This window comes from Microbacter sp. GSS18 (assembly GCA_029319145.1).
In the GTDB taxonomy this organism is placed as follows: domain Bacteria; phylum Actinomycetota; class Actinomycetes; order Actinomycetales; family Microbacteriaceae; genus Microbacterium.
The window spans coordinates 3,999,278-4,016,235 of record CP119753.1 but is presented as its reverse complement, the minus strand read 5'-3'; the positions used below and the strand labels follow the sequence as shown (position 1 = coordinate 4,016,235).

General features: G+C 70.5%; 16 protein-coding genes and 1 tRNA gene. 7 read left to right on the top strand and 10 right to left on the bottom strand.

Features of this window, described 5'->3' with window-relative positions:
* Positions 1–229 precede the first annotated feature (229 nt).
* On the bottom strand, positions 230–601 hold the full coding sequence (locus tag P0L94_18610; protein WES64464.1) for a DUF1801 domain-containing protein: 372 nt from the start codon (positions 599–601) through the stop codon (positions 230–232).
* A 25-nt stretch (positions 602–626) separates the two neighbouring features.
* Between P0L94_18610 and P0L94_18605 the strand changes: the two genes are divergently transcribed.
* Positions 627–902, top strand: a complete 276-nt coding sequence (locus P0L94_18605) for an acylphosphatase (protein WES64463.1) — start codon at positions 627–629, stop codon at positions 900–902.
* A gap of 91 nt (positions 903–993) precedes the next feature.
* On the opposite strand, the gene rplA is transcribed toward P0L94_18605, so the two are convergent.
* The 6 genes from rplA to P0L94_18575 form a co-directional block, all read right to left on the bottom strand.
* Complete coding sequence (gene rplA, locus P0L94_18600) at positions 994–1,686, bottom strand: 50S ribosomal protein L1 (protein ID WES64462.1); 693 nt, start codon at positions 1,684–1,686, stop codon at positions 994–996.
* A gap of 14 nt (positions 1,687–1,700) precedes the next feature.
* Entirely contained in the window at positions 1,701–2,132 is a 432-nt protein-coding gene (gene rplK / locus P0L94_18595; GenBank protein WES64461.1) for a 50S ribosomal protein L11, read from the bottom strand.
* A 103-nt stretch (positions 2,133–2,235) separates the two neighbouring features.
* On the bottom strand, positions 2,236–3,249 hold the full coding sequence (nusG, locus tag P0L94_18590; GenBank protein WES64460.1) for a transcription termination/antitermination protein NusG: 1,014 nt from the start codon (positions 3,247–3,249) through the stop codon (positions 2,236–2,238).
* A 63-nt stretch (positions 3,250–3,312) separates the two neighbouring features.
* Positions 3,313–3,582 carry a preprotein translocase subunit SecE gene (secE, locus tag P0L94_18585; GenBank protein ID WES64459.1) on the bottom strand — a complete coding sequence of 90 codons (270 nt, stop codon included), beginning with the start codon at positions 3,580–3,582 and terminating at the stop codon, positions 3,313–3,315.
* A 45-nt stretch (positions 3,583–3,627) separates the two neighbouring features.
* Positions 3,628–3,700 (bottom strand) — tRNA-Trp (locus P0L94_18580).
* Between the two features lie 153 nt (positions 3,701–3,853).
* On the bottom strand, positions 3,854–4,291 hold the full coding sequence (locus P0L94_18575; GenBank protein WES64458.1) for a pyridoxamine 5'-phosphate oxidase family protein: 438 nt from the start codon (positions 4,289–4,291) through the stop codon (positions 3,854–3,856).
* Between the two features lie 67 nt (positions 4,292–4,358).
* Between P0L94_18575 and P0L94_18570 the strand changes: the two genes are divergently transcribed.
* The gene (locus P0L94_18570; protein ID WES64457.1) at positions 4,359–4,973 is read left to right on the top strand and encodes a hypothetical protein; all 615 of its coding nucleotides are present in this window, start codon (positions 4,359–4,361) and stop codon (positions 4,971–4,973) included.
* 21 nt (positions 4,974–4,994) lie between these two features.
* Here the strand turns inward: P0L94_18570 and P0L94_18565 are convergent, their stop codons facing one another.
* On the bottom strand, positions 4,995–6,356 hold the full coding sequence (locus P0L94_18565) for an NAD-dependent succinate-semialdehyde dehydrogenase (GenBank protein WES64456.1): 1,362 nt from the start codon (positions 6,354–6,356) through the stop codon (positions 4,995–4,997).
* Positions 6,357–6,398: 42 nt separating this feature from the next.
* Positions 6,399–7,757 (bottom strand): 4-aminobutyrate--2-oxoglutarate transaminase, encoded by a 1,359-nt coding sequence (gene gabT / locus P0L94_18560; GenBank protein WES64455.1) that lies wholly within the window; start codon positions 7,755–7,757, stop codon positions 6,399–6,401.
* A 92-nt stretch (positions 7,758–7,849) separates the two neighbouring features.
* Between gabT and P0L94_18555 the strand changes: the two genes are divergently transcribed.
* Both P0L94_18555 and P0L94_18550 read left to right on the top strand, forming a co-directional pair.
* Positions 7,850–9,373, top strand: coding sequence for a PucR family transcriptional regulator (locus tag P0L94_18555; GenBank protein ID WES64454.1), 1,524 nt, complete (start codon positions 7,850–7,852; stop codon positions 9,371–9,373).
* 88 nt (positions 9,374–9,461) lie between these two features.
* Complete coding sequence (locus tag P0L94_18550; GenBank protein ID WES64453.1) at positions 9,462–10,850, top strand: FAD-dependent oxidoreductase; 1,389 nt, start codon at positions 9,462–9,464, stop codon at positions 10,848–10,850.
* 144 nt (positions 10,851–10,994) lie between these two features.
* Here P0L94_18550 and P0L94_18545 read toward each other — a convergent pair whose 3' ends face one another.
* Positions 10,995–12,476, bottom strand: coding sequence for a helix-turn-helix domain-containing protein (locus tag P0L94_18545; GenBank protein WES64452.1), 1,482 nt, complete (start codon positions 12,474–12,476; stop codon positions 10,995–10,997).
* A gap of 249 nt (positions 12,477–12,725) precedes the next feature.
* Between P0L94_18545 and aceB the strand changes: the two genes are divergently transcribed.
* The 3 genes from aceB to P0L94_18530 all read left to right on the top strand — a co-directional run bounded on the left by aceB (position 12,726) and on the right by P0L94_18530 (position 16,946).
* Positions 12,726–14,393, top strand: a complete 1,668-nt coding sequence (aceB, locus tag P0L94_18540) for a malate synthase A (protein WES64451.1) — start codon at positions 12,726–12,728, stop codon at positions 14,391–14,393.
* Between the two features lie 121 nt (positions 14,394–14,514).
* On the top strand, positions 14,515–15,690 hold the full coding sequence (locus P0L94_18535) for a glycosyltransferase (GenBank protein WES64450.1): 1,176 nt from the start codon (positions 14,515–14,517) through the stop codon (positions 15,688–15,690).
* 62 nt (positions 15,691–15,752) lie between these two features.
* A complete protein-coding gene (locus P0L94_18530) occupies positions 15,753–16,946 on the top strand; it encodes a glycosyltransferase (protein ID WES64449.1) in 1,194 nt (397 codons plus the stop codon).
* Positions 16,947–16,958 lie beyond the last annotated feature (12 nt).

Genomic DNA, 16,958 nt, shown 5'->3' with positions numbered 1-16,958 from the left:
TCTCCGATCGCCGCTCTGCGAGTGCGAGATATGCCGTGCGCCCGGGTGGCGCGATCCAAACGATCCACCCCTGGGAGTTTCCTGTCAATGGGGTCAGCGCGTCGTCGTGGGAGCGCCGGTGTCCGGATGTTCGAGCCTGCCCGAGCGGAAAGCGTGACGCCGACCGCATCTGGGGACGATTGCGCGTCGGAGCGTGCGAGATCGGCGTGCACGCGCTCGCCGCGCGGACTCAGTCGCGCCCGCGCGCTCGGATCGACGGGTCCGCGATCTCGGCGACGCGCGCATCGAGCACCGCGCGGATCGCGTCATCGGGCAGCGGCGCCTCCGACTGGAAGCGAATCGTGCCCTTGTCGACATCGAAGCCTTCGAGAGCCTGTGCCGCGACGGCGGGGACCATGCCGCTGAAGGGATATACGGCGAAGTGCTTCTTCGTGCGCATCACCGCGATGAGCGCTTTGCCCCGGTGCAGCAGCGCCGGCATCCCGTAGCTCCTGCCCTGCTCGGTGTCCGGCACGTGCGCGCGTGCCACGTCGTAGACATGCGCGACGACCGCGCGATCGGCGTCGTCGAGGCTCGCGAGGTAATCGTCGATCGTGCCCATGACGGCATCCTGGCACGATGGAGGCATGAGACGGGTGCGAGTCGTGGTGCAGGGGATGGTGCAGGGAGTCGGCTACCGGTACACCATGCGACTCATCGCGCGCGAGGCGGGGGTCACCGGCTGGGTGCGCAACCGGCACGACGGCTCCGTCGAGGCCGAGGTCGAGGGCACCGATGCCCAGGTCGACACGGTGCTGGCGTGGATGGCCGAGGGCCCGCCCGGATCCCGCGTGACCGCGGCATCCGTCACCGACGTCGAGCCCTCGGGCGGCGGTGTGTTCCAGGTGCTCGAGACCGCCTGAGCGTCGGGACGGCAGCGCGCGCCGTGGGGCCGAGACGGCGGAAGCCCCCGCCCTCCGAAGAGGACAGGGGCTTCCGAGAACGCGAAGCGCGTCAGGCGATGACGTTGACGTCCAGCGGGATGCCGGGGCCGAACGTGGTCGACACGGCGCCCTTCTGGATGTAGCGGCCCTTCGAGCTCGAGGGCTTCAGACGCACGATCTCGTCGAGCGCGGCCTTGAGGTTCTCGTCGAGCTGCTCGGCGGTGAACGAGGCCTTGCCGACGACGAAGTGCACGTTGGCGTGCTTGTCGACGCGGAACTCGATCTTGCCGCCCTTGATCTCCTCCACGGCCTTCGCCGGGTTGGGGGTCACGGTGCCGGTCTTCGGGTTCGGCATGAGGCCTCGGGGACCGAGGACCTTTCCGAGACGGCCGACCTGGCCCATGAGCTCCGGCGTGGCGACGGCCGCGTCGAAGTCGGTCCAGCCGTCGGCGACCTTCGCGATGAGCTCCGGGCCACCGACCTCGTCGGCGCCCGCGGCGACAGCGGCCTCGGCCGCAGCACCCGTCGCGAAGACGATGACGCGGGCGGTCTTGCCGGTGCCGTGCGGGAGGATGACGGTGCCGCGCACCATCTGGTCCGCCTTGCGGGGGTCGACCGAGAGCTTCAGCGCGACCTCGACGGTCGCGTCGAACTTCGCCGAACCGGTCTCCTTCGCGAGGGCGACGGCCTCGGTCGGGGTGTAGAACTTGTCAGCCGCGATCTTGGCGGCGGCGGCCTGGTAGGCCTTGGACTTCGTAGCCATGGTTATTCTCCCCCTCAGTCCTCGACCGTGATGCCCATGGAACGGGCGGTGCCGGCGATGATCTTCGAGGCGGCCTCGATGTCGTTCGCGTTCAGGTCGGGCTGCTTGGCCTCGGCGATCTGACGCACCTGCTCCTTGGTGAGCTTGCCCACCTTGGTCGTGTGCGGGGTGGACGAGCCCTTCTGGACGCCCGCGGCCTTCTTGATCAGCTCGGCTGCCGGCGGGGTCTTCAGGATGAAGGTGAAGCTGCGGTCCTCGTAGACGGTGATCTCCACAGGGATGACGTTGCCGCGCTGCGACTCGGTCGCGGCGTTGTACGCCTTGCAGAACTCCATGATGTTGACGCCATGCTGACCGAGCGCGGGGCCGATCGGCGGCGCCGGGTTGGCGGCGCCGGCGTTGATCTGGAGCTTGATCAGGCCGGTCACCTTCTTCTTCGGTGCCATTGTGTTTTCCTTTCGTCGAGCGGATGCCGTGGGCATCCGTTCTCCCGCGAATCCGGCATTTCCGGACAGCGGTCACCCCGGGAACATACCCGGGAAGTCTGTGTCAGAGCTTGGTGACCTGGTCGAAGCTGAGTTCGACCGGGGTCTCGCGCTCGAACAGGGAGACGAGGACCGTGAGCTTGCCGCTCTCGGGCTTGATCTCGCTGATCGAGCCGGGAAGGCCGGCGAACGAGCCCTCCTTGATGGTGATGGTCTCGCCGATCTCGAAGTCGACCTCGGCGGGGACGGTGCGGGCCATGGTCGGCGCACCCTTGGCGGCTGCGCCCTTGGCCGGAGCGACCTCCTTGACCTCGACGAGGCTCTTCAGCATGTTGAAGGCCTCCTCGAAGCGGAGGGGGGTCGGGTTGTGGGCGTTGCCGACGAACCCGGTGACGCCCGGGGTGTGGCGCACGACCGACCAGGTGTCCTCGTTCAGCTCCATGCGCACGAGCACGTAGCCGGGGATCCGGACGCGCGTGACCATCTTGCGCTGACCGTTCTTGATCTCGACGACGTCCTCCATGGGGACCTCGACCTGGTAGATGTCCTCTTCGACCTCGAGCGTGGACTTGCGCTGCTCGATGTTGGCCTTCACCTTGCGCTCGAAGCCGGCGTAGGAGTGGATGACGTACCACTTGCCCTCGAGCGAGCGCAGCTCGGCGCGGAACGCCTCGTACGGGTCCTCGTCGACGTCGGACTGCTCGTCCTCGTCTTCGTCTTCGTCCAGGTCGGGACCGTCGTACGGCGCGACCTCTTCGGCGGCGTGCGCGGCGCGCTCGGCCTCCTCCTCGGCGACGGCGTCGTTGAGGACCTCGGCTGCGGCCTCGACCTCTGCGGTCTCGTCGATGTTCAGTGCGTCGTTCACGATCGCGTCTGCCTCCGGGTCGTCGACCTCGTCCGTGTCCTCGTCGGTGCCGTCGTCCTCATTGCGGTCCTCGATGTGGATCGCCACGTGCTCCGCGGCCTCGACCGACCGCTCCTGCGACTCGAGGACGTTGCCCTCCTGGGCCTCGTCGTCCTCGGAGGACTGCTCCGCGGCCGTCGCCCAGTCGGCGTCGTCGACATACTTTTCAGACACTTGCGTTCTCTTCCGTTTCTCGAGCCGGCGCGTCCGGTGACGCTCCCGGCGAGATCAGGGGCGCTACGCCCCGGGTACCCCGAAGACGTACGACATGATCCAGACGAACAGGACGTCCAGGCCGTACACGACCGCCATCATCACGACGACGAAGCCGAGGACCACCGCGGTGAACTTGCCGAGCTCCTGACGGGTGGGCGTGACCACCTTGCGGAGCTCTGCGAAGACCTGACGGATGAACAGAGCGATCCGCGCGAAGACGTTGGGTTTCTTCTCACGGCGGGCGCTGTCGCCGCTCGCGACGACGTCACCCGTCGGCTCGTCCTGAACCATCGATGCCACCTGATTACCTTCCGTGTGCCAGCTTCCGCTGGCGCGCAGGGCGGACAGGAATCGAACCTGCAACCTGCGGTTTTGGAGACCGCTGCTCTGCCAATTGAGCTACCGCCCTAAGACCCGCTCGCGGGTCCGGATTCTCTGCAGTCTTCTGCCTCGACCTTTGAGAAGGAAGCGTCCCGACGGGCGGGCACGGCGAAAGAATGCAGATTTGAACTGCTCCGTCCAGTGTACGGCATGCCCCAGGCCGCCGCGAACCGAGAGGGCCTCAGTACTGCTGGATGCCGTAGCGGTCGGGCTCGTCGCCGCGCACGAACGCGCGGCCCGACAGGTGGGTGGGGACCACGCGCACGTAGTTGTACTTCACGGTGGGGATCCACGGCTTCAGCGGGAGCGAATCGGCCCGCTCGACCTCGTCCGTGTGCTCGAGGCGGTGCGCGTGGCCGCGCACGACGACACTCCACGCGTCGGCGTCGGTGTGGTCGTCGACCTCGAACAGCACCTCGTCGTTGATCGAGATCTCGAACAGCTTGCTGCCCTCCGCGGTGCGGAACAGGATCGTCGCCTCATCGACGAAGTAGTTCACCGGGAAGATGTCCAGCACGTCGCCCACGTGGGTGACGAGGCGGCCGAGTTCCTGCGTCTGCAGGCGGGCCCAGCATTCCTCGTCGGTGAGCGGAACGACGGCGTCCGTTGTCTCGTTCATACCGACATCCTCCCCCTTTTCGAGCCGCACGCGCCAGGACCTAGGGCCCAGTCTTAATATGCGTGTCATGCACGTTGCGCAGGAGCAGCTCGACGATCTGTGGGATTTCGCGGACCCGGCCGGTTCGGAGCAGCGGCTCCGGGCCGCCGCAGAGGACGAGACGGATGCCGGATGCCGGGCCGAGCTGCTGACGCAGGTCGCGCGGGCGATGGGCCTGCAAGGGCGGTTCGACGAGGCCGACACGATCCTGGGTTCGCTGCACGCCCACACCGAGGCGGTCGACGTGCGCATCGCCCTGGAGCTCGGGCGCGTGCGCACCTCGTCGGGACGGGCGGATGCGGCCGTGCCGATGTTCGCCGCGGCCGCCGAGGCGGCGGCATCCGCGTCTCTGCCCTTCCTCGAGGTCGACGCGCTGCACATGCTCGCGATCACCGACGCCGCGAACGCTTCCGACTGGACGGCCCGGGCCCTGAAGGTGCTCGAGGATGTCGACGATCCCCGCACGCTCCGCTGGCGCGTATCGCTGCACAACAACGCCGGGTGGGCGCTGCTGGAGGCCGGTCGCGCCGCTGAAGCCATCGACGCGTTCGAGCGCGCCAAGGACGCCGCCGAGCGCTGGGGAACGCCCGAGCAGCGGGAATGGGCCGACGAGGCCCTCGCCGAGGCCCGCGCGGCCGAGTGACCGGCGCGGGCCCCGATCGGGTTACGGCGCGACGCGGATGAGCTTCTTGTTGACGAACTCGTCCGCCGCCAGCAGGCCCATCTCACGCGAAGTGCCGGAGCGCTTCACGCCGCCGAAGGGCAGCTCGGGGCTGTCGGCCAGCACGCAGTTGACGTAGACCATGCCCGCGTCGATCTTGTCGGCGATGCGCTCGGCCTGCTCGGGGTCGGTCGTGTAGACGTACGAGCCGAGCCCGTAGCTGGTGTCGTTGGCGAGGTGGACCGCCTCGTCCTCGCTGTGGACCTTGTATACGACGCCGGCGGGGCCGAAGAGCTCCTCGCGGTAGACGTCCATGTCGCTGGAGACGCCCGTGAGCACGGTCGGCTCGTAGAACGCGCCGTCGCGCTTTCCGCCGGCGACCAGGGTCGCACCCTGCTCGACCGCCTTGTCGACCTGCGCCTCGAGGCGCTCGGCGGCGAGGGTCGACGACAGCGGGCCGAGAAGCGTGTCCTCGGCGAACGGGTCGCCCATGGTGTGGGCGCGCATGGCCTCGGTGAACTTCTCCACGAAGGCGTCGTACAGGCCGTCGATGACGATGAAGCGCTTGGGCGCGTTGCACGACTGGCCGTTGTTGTCCATGCGCGCCTCGACGGCGTTGGCGACGACGGTGTCGAGGTCGTCGGTGGACAGGACGATGAACGGGTCCGAGCCGCCGAGCTCGAGCGCGACCTTCTTGAGGTTCGCGCCGGCGAGCGCCGCGACGGCGGAGCCCGCACGCTCAGAGCCGGTGACCGAGACGCCCTGCACGCGCGGGTCGGCGACGACGGTCGCGGCCTGGTCGTTGGTCGCGTAGATGTTGATGTAGACGTCCTCGAGGCCTGCCTCGCGGTACATGTCCTCGAGGGCCGCGGCCGACTCGGGGCACTGCGGCGCGTGCTTGAGCAGGATGGTGTTGCCGACGACGATGTTCGGCGCCGCGAACCGGGCGACCTGGTAGTACGGGAAGTTCCACGGCATGATGCCCAGCAGGACGCCCAGCGGCGAACGGCGGACGACGGCGGTGCCTTCGCCGAGGATGTCCAGCGGCTGGTCTCCGGTGATCTTCTCGGCGTTGTCGGCGTAGAACTCGGTGATGTCGGCGGCGAAGTCGACCTCGCCCTCGGCGTGCGACAGGGGCTTGCCCATCTCGCGCACGATGATGGCGGCGAGCTCGTCCTTGCGCTCGCGGTGCAGCTCGGCGACGCGGCGGATCTTCGCGGCCCGCTCGGCCACCGGCACGTCGCGCCACGAGCGGTACGCGGCATCGGAGCGGGCGATCGCCGCCTGCAGGCCCTCGTCGGTGATCGTCGGGTAGGTGGCCAGGGTCTCCCCCGTGGCGGGGTTGACGACGGCGTAGTCAGTCATTCGCGTATCTCTTCCGTATCGGGTGGGTGGGTCTAGTCTGCGTCAGGATGCGGCCAGCGCCGCCATCAGCACGTCGAGCGCCTCGTCGAGCAGCTCGTCGCTGATGGACAGCGGCGGCAGGAAGCGGATCACGTTGCCGTACGTGCCGCAGGTCAGGATGATCACGCCCTGTGCGATGCACGCCTTGGCGACGGCCGCGGTCAGGGCGGCGTCGGGCTTGCCCGTGGCGGGGTCGACGAACTCGGCGGCGACCATCGCCCCGCGGCCGCGCACGTCGCCGATTCGGGGATCGGACGCCTTCATGTCCTCGAGCCGGGCCGTGAGCCGCGCGCCGATGTGCTGGGCGCGCTCGATGAGGCCGTCGTGCTCGAATGCGTCGATCGCGGCGAGCGCCGCCGCGCACGCGATCGGGTTGCCGCCGTACGTGCCGCCGAGGCCGCCGGTGTGCGAGGCGTCCATGATCTCGGCGCGTCCGGTCACCGCCGCGAGCGGCAGGCCTCCGGCGATGCCCTTCGCGGTCGTGATGAGGTCGGGCTCGATGCCGAACAGCTCGCTGGCGAACATCGCGCCGGTGCGGGCGAACCCGGTCTGCACCTCGTCGGCGATGAAGACGACGCCATTGGCCCGGCACCACTCCACGAGGGCGGGAAGGAATCCGTCGGCGGGGACGATGAAGCCGCCCTCGCCCTGGATCGGCTCGATGATCATGGCGGCGAGGTTGTCGGCGCCGACCTGCTTCTCGATGAGCGAGATGGCGCGCTCTGCGGCCTCGGGCCCGCTCAGCCCGTCGCGGTAGGGGTACGAGGTCGGCACCCGGTGGACCTCCGGAGCGAACGGACCGAATCCGCTCTTGTACGGCATCGACTTGGCCGTGAGCGCCATGGTGAGGTTCGTGCGGCCGTGGTAGCCGTGGTCGAAGGCGACGACGGCCTGGCGGCCGGTGTGCTTGCGCGCGATCTTGACGGCGTTCTCGACGGCCTCGGCGCCGGAGTTGAACAGCGCCGTCTTCTTGGCGAAGTCGCCGGGCGTGATGCGGTTCAGCGCCTCGGCGACGGCGACGTAGGACTCGTACGGCGAGACCATGAAGCACGTGTGGGTGAACTGGGCGACCTGCGCCTGGACGGCCGCGACGATCTTCGGGTCGGCGTTGCCGACGCTGGTGACGGCGATTCCCGAGCCGAGGTCGATGAGCGAGTTGCCGTCGGCGTCCACGACGACACCACCGCCGGCGGCGACCGCGGCGATGGGGGCGGTGTGACCGACACCGGCCGGGACGGCGGCGGACTTGCGCTCGAGCAGCTCCTGCGAACGCGGGCCCGGGATCGCCGTGACCAGACGCCGCTCCTGCGGCAGGGAGGGCCCGCCCACGGGCACAGTGATGGAGGTGTCGACCGTCGTCATGCGGCGAGCGTACGAGCCGCGAGCGCCGTCGGCATCCGCCGTCCTGTACATTCGCAATACCGTCTTGTACACGCCGTACACCCGGAGGAATGATGGCCGTCGACGCAGACGCACCGACGCTGCGAGCACTGCTGACGCGGGCCGATCTGCACCTTCGGCTCGAGGGCGACGCCGACGCCGCGGCGCTGGACCGTCCCGTGCGCTGGGTGCACAGCTCGGACCTCGAGGATCCCACGCCCTTCCTGTCCGAGGGGCTCGTCCTCCTGACGACGGGCACGCAATTCCCCCGCAGCGGCGACGACGCCGAGCCGTACCGGGCGTACGTCCGCCGCCTCGCCGACCGCGACATCGCGGGGCTCGGCTTCGGCACCGAGGTGGCGCGCACCGGCATCCCTCCCGCCCTCGCGGCGGCGTGCGCAGAGGCGGGCCTCGTGCTGTTCGAGGTGCCGTACCGCACCCCGTTCATCGCGGTCGCCCGCGCGAACGCCGAGGCGATCGCCGCCGAGGCGTTCGCCCGCCGCAACTGGGCACTGGCCGCACAGCGCGCCATCTCGCTCGCGGCCCTGCGCCCCGACGGACTGGGCGCGACGCTGTCGGAGCTGTCGCGTCAGCTCGACGCCTGGGTGGGGCTCTTCGACGCCGCGGGAGAGCTGAGCCGCCAGCATCCGATCGCGGGCCTGGACGAAGCCGCGGCCGACGCCGTACACCGCGAGGTCCGGGCCGTGCTGCGCCGCGGTGTGCGGGCGGGGTCGGCCATCCAGATCGGGGGCCGCCCGTTCACGCTGCAGACACTCGGGCGCGGGGGACGGCTGCGCGGCGTCATCGCCATCGCGAGCGGCGAGCTCGACCGCGAGGAGCGCGGTGTCGTCACGGCGGTCATCGCGATGGCGGGCCTCGCGCTCGAACAGCAGCAGGGCCTCTCGCGCGCGTGGGGCGCGCTCCGCGCCGGACTGGTGCAGTCGCTGCTGGCCGGCGACGCGTCGCTCGCGGCCCGCATCGCGCGGGACGTGTGGGGGCCGCTGCCGCCCGAACCGGTGTCGGTCGCCCTGACCGAGGCCCGGGGCGCCCACCACGACGGGCTCGCCGAACTGCTCGAGCTGCGCGCAGATGAAGCGCACGGCGCGCTGTTCTTCGGGCGCGCCGACGACGGCCTCGCCATCGCGGTGCCGCCGTCCTCGCGGGGCGTGCTGGACGAGGTCGCCGATCGCTTCGGCATCCGGATGGGCGTCAGCGATCCCGCCGCCTACGAGGAGTTCGCCGCCGCGGTCGACCAGGCCCGAATCGCCCGCGACCGCGGCACCGAGGCCGTGACGGTCTTCGCCGACGTCGCGGCGACGGGCGTGCTGTCGGCGCTGCCGGAGTCCGCGCGCGCGCTCGCCCAGGCCGAGCTGCGGCCTCTCACCGACCACGATCACGACAGCGGCTCGCAGCTCACGGACACGCTCGCGGCGTGGCTCGACCACGACTGCTCCCATGAGGCGACGGCCCGCGCCCTGGGCGTTCACCGCCACACCGTGCGGACGCGCCTGGGGCTGGTCGAGCGCCTGCTCGGTCGCGATCTGTCGTCGTTCGCCGCGCGCGCCGAGCTGTGGGCGGCGCTGCGCGCCCTCGGGTGAGTCGACTGTCCGGCCGCGCTCCGCAATCCAGACGGATCGGCGCCCGCCCGGGGCCGGCCTCTCCGGCGCGGCGCGGGAGGATGGGCGGATGCAGACACCCGCTGTGCCCAACGGAGACGTCTCGTGGTGGTGGCGCGACCTCGGCGGCGTCCCCGCCCCGCGCGCGCCGCTCGCCGGCGACCTCGACACCGACGTCGCCATCGTCGGCGCCGGATACACGGGCCTCTGGACGGCGTACTACCTCAAGACCCTCCAGCCCGACCTGCGGGTCACGGTCCTCGAGCAGCGGTTCGCCGGCTTCGGAGCATCCGGCCGCAACGGCGGATGGCTGACGAACACCGTCACCGGCGGGCGCGAGCGCTACGCCGCCGCGCACGGCCGCGATGCCGCGAACGCGCAGCAGCATGCGCTCAACAACGCCGTCGACGAGGTGATCGCCGTCGCCGCGCGCGAGGGCATCGACGCCGACATCGCCAAGGGCGGCGAGTTCGAGATCGCCCGCACGCCCGCAGGTCTGGCACGCCTGCGCGCGACGGCGCGCGACGAGCAGACGTGGGCCCACACCGACGTCCAGCTCCTGGATGCCGGATCCGCCGCGGCCCGCATCGGCGTCGACGGCGTGCTCGGCGGCATCTGGCACCCGCACTGCGCACGCGTGCACCCGGCCAAACTCGCCCGCGGACTCGCCGCCGTCGTCGAGCGGCTCGGTGTCACGATCCACGAGGGCACGCGGGTCACCGAGATCGCCCCCGGACGGGCGACGACCGAGCACGGCAGCGTCACGGCATCCCACGTCATCCGCGCGACCGAGGGGTTCACCGCTGACCTGCGCGGCGAGCACCGCACGTGGCTGCCGATGAACTCGTCGATGATCGTCACCGAGCCGCTCCCGGCATCCTTCTGGGACGCCGTCGGCTGGGAGGGTCGCGAGACCCTCGGCGACTTCGCCCACGTCTACATGTACGCCCAGCGCACCGCCGACGACCGCATCGCGTTCGGCGGGCGGGGCGTGCCGTACCGCTACGGATCGCACGTCGACACCGACGGCTCGACGCAGAAGCGCACGATCACCTCGCTGACCCGCCTGCTGCGGGACTTCTTCCCGCGGGCCGCGGACACTCCCATCGCGCACGCGTGGGCCGGGGTGCTCGGCGTGCCGCGCGACTGGGCGGCGACGGTCGGGCATGACCGCGCGACGGGCCTCGGCTGGGCCGGCGGCTACGTCGGGACGGGCGTGACAGCGACGAATCTCGCCGGTCGCACCCTCGCCGACCTGGTGCTCGGCCGCGACACGGACCTCGTGCATCTGCCCTGGGTGGGTCAGCGGGCGAAGAAGTGGGAGATCGAGCCCCTGCGCTGGATCGCGGTCAACGCGATCTACGCCGCCTACGGCGTCGCCGACCGCATCGAGTCGGCGCGCTCGTCCGCCCGCACCGCGTGGCCGGCATCAGTGGCGGACCGGATCGCCGACCGCTGAGCGGTCCGCCCGCGGCACGCGGCGTCCAGAGCACACGCCGTTGCCGAGCTCACACGCCCTGAACGGCATCCGCAGGTGGTCTCGGCAACGGCAGGTGGTCTCGGCGCGCGACGAGGGGAGCGGATGCCGCCCCGCGGGCGTGCGTCACGCCTGCGGGGCGTGGGAGTCCAGGAACTCGTAGACGTCGGTCGTGTCGACGCCGGGGAAGGCGCCGGTGGGCAGCGTGGCCAGCAGCGTGCGCGGCGTCCGCACGTTGGGCCAGGAGTTCTCACGCCACTGCGACTCCAGCTCCGCGGGGGCGCGGCGGCAGCACACCTCGACGGAGTGGCGTGACACGCCGCGGTTGGTCGTCTCGCGGCCGATGAACCACTTGGTGTCGTCGAATCGCACGCCCACGCTCACCGAGTGGAACCCCTCGCTCGACGGCTCGACGCGCGCGGTGCACCAGTAGGTGCCATTGCCGGTGTCCGTGTACTGGAAGTAGGGGTTGAAGCGGTCGGGGATGTCGAAGACGACGCGGCTCGTCCACTTCCGGCAGCACATCTGCCCCTCGATCGAGCCGAACCGGTCGGTGGGGAAGTTCACGTCGTCGTTCTCGTACGCCTTCGTGATGGTGCCCGACTCGTGCACCTTGAGGAAGTGCACCGGCAGGTCCAGGTGCACCGTCGCCAGGTTCGTGAAACGGTGCGCCGCCGACTCGTACGACGCCGAGTACGCGTCGCGCAGGTCCTCGATCGACAGCGCCCTGCGCGACTTGGCCTCGCGCAGCATCGGCACGACGTCGTCCTCGGGGATCAGAAGCGCCCCCGTGAGGTAGTTGATCTCGACGCGCTGGCGCAGGAAGTCGGCGTAGCTGGTGGGCTCGGAGTGCCCCAGGATGCGGCTGGCGAGGGACTGCAGCACGGCGGCGCGCGCATCGCGCTTGCTCGTCATGCTGCTCGACAGGTACAGCCGGCCGTTCTTCAGGTCCAGCACGCTGCGGGTCGTGAGCGGTACGTCGGGGACGTAGTGGATCGTGAACCCCAGATGAGCGGCGATATCGGATGCCGTCCGCTGCGTCAGCGGTCCGCCGCTGTGACCGACCGCCGCGAGCAGTTCGCGGGCCTGGATCTCGAGGTCGGCGAAGTAGTTGTTCTCCTTCGTCATGAGCTTGCGAAGGCTCAGGTTCGCCCGGCGCGCCTCCTCGGGCGTCGCCGCGCGCTCGTCGTGCAGTCGGTCGATCTCGCCGTGCAGCGCCAGCATCGCCTTGAGCGCATCGGTGGGCACCGACTTCGCGATGCGGAACGGCTCGATCCCGAGCGCCTGGAACGTCTGCCCCTTCATCGCCCGCTCGAGCTGGATCTCGAGCGTCGCGCGCTCGTCGAGCGGCTGGGACTCCAGCAGCGCATCGAGCGACGTGCCGATGGCGCGCGCGATCGCCTGCAGCAGCGTGATCTTCGCCTCGCGCCGGCCGTTCTCGATCATCGAGAGCTGGCTGGGCGCCCGGCCGACCGCGGCGGCGAGGTCCTCGAGCGTCATGCCGCGATCCGTGCGCAGCTGACGGATGCGGCGGCCGATCGTGAGGGAGTCCACGTCCTCATCGTCGGGGACGTCCGCGAGGTGTTCGTGGGCTGGCGACATCGTCATGGCGGGAGTCTGTCACGGAAACGGAAATTGTCGCAAACTTCACACCCGGATCTGTCGGGTCCACCCCTCGAACTTCACGCAGAGTGGTCTCACGACCTGATGGATCCCCTCCACCGAACACCGCCCACACCTCGGGCATGTCCCACTTCTGGCCGCTGGACTCACCGCGCAGCGGCCAGAAGTGGGACACGGGATTCGAGAAACGCAGAATTCGGATGCCTCGGCATCCCGCCACAGGAAGAACGGGCAATGACTCCCACCGCCACGGGCATCGCGCCCACCACCAACACCATCCAGACTCCGCCGCCGCAGCCCCAGCCCAAGATCGAGGTCTTCGCGACCCTCGGCCCCCGGTACGACGAGATCCTCACGCCCGAGGCGCTGTCGTTCCTGGCCGCGCTGCACCACCGCTTCGCGGGACGCCGCCACGACCGGCTCTCGGACCGCATGCACCGCCGCTTCGAGATCGGCAAGGGCCACGACCCCGGTTTCCGCGACGACACGGCCCACATCCGCGAGGACGCCGACTGGCGCGTCGCCGGCGCCGGCCCCGGCCTCGAGGACCGCCGCGTCGAGATCACGGGTCCGACCGACCCGAAGATGACGATCAACGCCCTGAACTCGGGCGCCCGCGTGTGGCTCGCCGACCAGGAGGACGCGACGAGCCCGACGTGGAAGAACGTCGTCGAGGGTCAGCTGTCGCTGTACGACGCCATCCGCGGACAGCTGCAGTTCACCAGCCCCGAGGGCAAGGAGTACCGCGTCACCGCCGAGCGGACCCCCACGATCGTGATGCGCCCGCGCGGCTGGCACCTGGTCGAGCAGCACATGCAGTTCACCGACCGCACGGGCCGCTCGATGGCGGCATCCGGCTCGCTCGTGGACTTCGGGCTGTACTTCTTCCACAACGCCCAGCAGCTCATCGCGAACGGCGTGGGACCGTACTTCTACATCGCCAAGCTGGAGTCCAGCGAAGAGGCGAAGCTGTGGGACGACATCTTCACCTTCAGCGAGCAGTACATCGGCATCCCGCACGGCACGATCCGTGCGACCGTGCTGATCGAGACGCTGCCGGCCGCGTTCGAGATGGAGGAGATCCTCTTCGAGATGCGTGACCACATCGCCGGGCTCAACGCCGGCCGCTGGGACTACATCTTCTCGATCATCAAGAACTACCGCGGACGCGGCGCACGGTTCGTGCTCCCCGACCGCAGCGAGGTCACGATGACGGTTCCGTTCATGCGGGCCTACACCGAGCTGCTGGTGCAGACGTGCCACAAGCGCGGCGCCTTCGCGATCGGCGGCATGAGCGCCTTCATCCCCAACCGTCGCGACCCCGCGGTCACCGCGATGGCGATCGAGAAGGTGTCGGCCGACAAGAAGCGCGAAGCCGGCGACGGCTTCGACGGCACGTGGGTCGCTCACCCCGACCTGATCCCGACCGCGAAGGCCGAGTTCGACGCCGTGCTCGGCGACAAGCCCAACCAGGTCGACCGCCGGCGCGACGACGTGAACGTGAAGGCCGCCGACCTGATCGACGTCCACATCGGGCGGCCGATCACGGCCAAGGGCGTGCACGACAACGTGTCGGTGGGCATCCGCTACATCGAGGCGTGGCTGCGGGGCCTGGGCGCCGTCGCCATCGACAACCTCATGGAGGATGCCGCGACCGCCGAGATCAGCCGCTCGCAGATCTGGCAGTGGATCCACCAGGACCGCTCGACCGAGGACGGCACGCCGATCACCCGCGACTACGTCGAGGGACTCATCGCCCAGACGCTGGAGGAGGTGACGCGGTTCGACGGCGACCGGTTCGACGACGCCGCCGACATCTTCCGCGAGGTCGCGCTGGGTGAGGACTTCCCGGCCTTCCTGACGCTGCCGGCCTACGCGAAGTACCTCGTCGACGGCCAGTAGTCCCGCCCCTCCCGCTGCTCCCCTCCCCCGACGGATGCCCCGGGCCGGTTCGACCGGTCCGGGGCATCCGGGTGTGTCCGGGGGCGTTGACCCCATCGCGTGTCTCGTGGAGACTCGCCGCATGCGGGTCCTCTTCGCAACGACGGCGAATCTCGGCCATGTCCGGCCGATGATCCCCCTCGCCCGCGCGTGCGTCGACTCCGGCGTCGAGGTCCTCGTGGCCTGCCCCGCCTCATTCGCCGACCGGGTGACGGCTGCCGGCTACGCGGCGTTCCCGTTCGACGAGCCGTCCCCCGAGGAAGTGGCCGCAGCCAGGGCCCGCGTCGGTCCGAATGTGAGCCGTCACGACTCCAACGTCGCCATGATCCGCGACGTGTTCGGCCGGCTCCGCGGCAACGCCGCGCTCGCGCGGATGCAGGAGGCGGTCGACACGTGGCATCCCGACCTCATCGTGCGGGAACCCGCAGAGGTCGCCTCCCTCGTCGTGGCGGAGTCACGGGGCGTGCCGCACGTGCAGTCGTCGATCGGCATCCTCGAGACGCTGCGTCTGCTGCTGGGCATGATCGGTCAGTCGTTCCCCGATTTCGAGGAACCGGCCGGGCTCGAGCCCGGAACGCTCCTGGCGGCCGCCTCCGCCGCGCCGCTGTACACGATCGTCCCTCCGGGCTTCGATGACGACGTGCCCGGTCCGGGCGAGCCGCGGGCGATCCACCGGTTCCGCTACGTTCCCGAGCCCGAGGGCGGCGCCACCGCGCTGCCGCCGTGGGGAGATGCGGATGCCCCGCTGGTCTATGTCACGTTCGGCACCGTGACCGCCACCTCGCCCTCGGCCGGCGCGTACCGGGACGTCCTCGATGCGCTGTCGCGCTCCTACGCGCGCGTCCTGCTGGCCACCGGGCCCGACGGCGATCCCGACAGCGTGCGTCCCTGGCCGCGCAACGCGCGCGTGGAACGGGTGCCTCCCCCGGCGGTCATGCGCGAAGCGCGGGCGGTCGTCACGCACGGCGGCTTCGGCACGACCATGACGGCGATCGCCAGCGGCGCCCCGCAGGTCGTGATCCCCCAGTTCGCCAACGATCAGTGGATCAACGCCATGCGCGTCCAGGCCCGCGGTGTCGGCAAGGCCCTCATCGCCGAGCCGCCGCCGTGGGAGCTGCTGGCGCGGACGGTCACCGACGTTCTCGAGGACCGCTCGAGCGCCGACGCCGCGGCCGACCTGCAGTCGCAGCAGGCCACGCTCCCCCCGCCGGCGGCCATGGTCATGCGCCTCCAGGAGGACGCCCGCGCCCACGTGTGAGCGGCGCCGCCCACCCGGCCTCGCTGTTGCCCCGGACCGGGCACGAGACGATACTCGACCGCATGCGCGTGCTGGTGGCGTCGACCGGCAACGTCGGGCACTTCTCGCCTGTCGTGCCGCTCGCCCGAGCGCTGGAGGCTGCGGGCGATGAAGTAAGAGTGGCGACACCGGCGTCCTTCGCAGATCGCGTGAGGGCGCACGGCTTCGCCGCCGCCCCGGTCGACGATCCGGCACCCGACGAGCTCGAGGCCGTCTATCGCACCCTCCCTCGTCCGGGAGCCGATCTCGCGCAGAGCTCGGCCGCGATCCGAGACCTCTCGAACCTCATCATGGTGAGGGACGTGTTCGGCGGCGTCGACGCCCGCGCGGCACTGCCCGGCATGCTCGCCCACATCGACGCCTTCGCGCCCGACCTGGTGCTGCGCGAGCCGGCAGAGGTCGCGTCGCTCGTGGCGTCGCAGCTGCGCAGCGTTCCCCACGTGCAATACGGCATCGGGACCGTCACGATGGTGCAGTTCATGGTCGACGGGCTTCGGTCGTCGCTGGCCGCTTTCGAACGCGAGCTGGATCTGGCCGATCGCAGCCTCGCCGATGCTGCGCTCCGAGCGCCGCTGTTCACGCACGCGCCGGAGGTGTTCGACGAAGGGTCCGTCGAGACCGCGGCTCCGCGCTCGGTGCACCGGTTCCGGCTCCCGGCATCCGATCGAGACCGCGGCGGCGCGCTCCCGAGCTGGGGCGACCCCGATGCTCCCCTCGTCTACGCGACCTTCGGATCGGTGGCGGCCACGATGGCGTTCGAGGGTCTCTACAGATCGGTGATGGCGGCGCTGGGGGGTGTCGACGCCCGCGTGCTCCTGACGACCGGGGAAGGCGGCACCGCCGAGGCGCTGCGGCCCTGGCCGGACAACGTGCGGGTGGAGCAGTGGTGGCCTCAGGCAGAGGTGATGCCGCACACCGCCGCGATGGTCGGCCACGGCGGATTCGGGACGACGACGACGGCTCTCGCCGCAGGCGTACCCCAGGTCGTCATCCCGCTGTTCGCCACGGACCAGTGGATCAACGCGGCGCGGGTGCGGGACATCGGGGTGGGGCTCGAGCTCGACGCAGGGCCGGACCTCGCCGATGTGCTCGCAGACGCGGTGCGGACCGCCATCGAGGATCCCCGGATGCGCGCGGCGGCGCGCGCCGTCCGGAACGACATGGTCGCGCTCCCCCACGCCCGCGACCTCGTCCAGGCGCTCCACGACGCCGCGTGAGCGGCGCGCGGG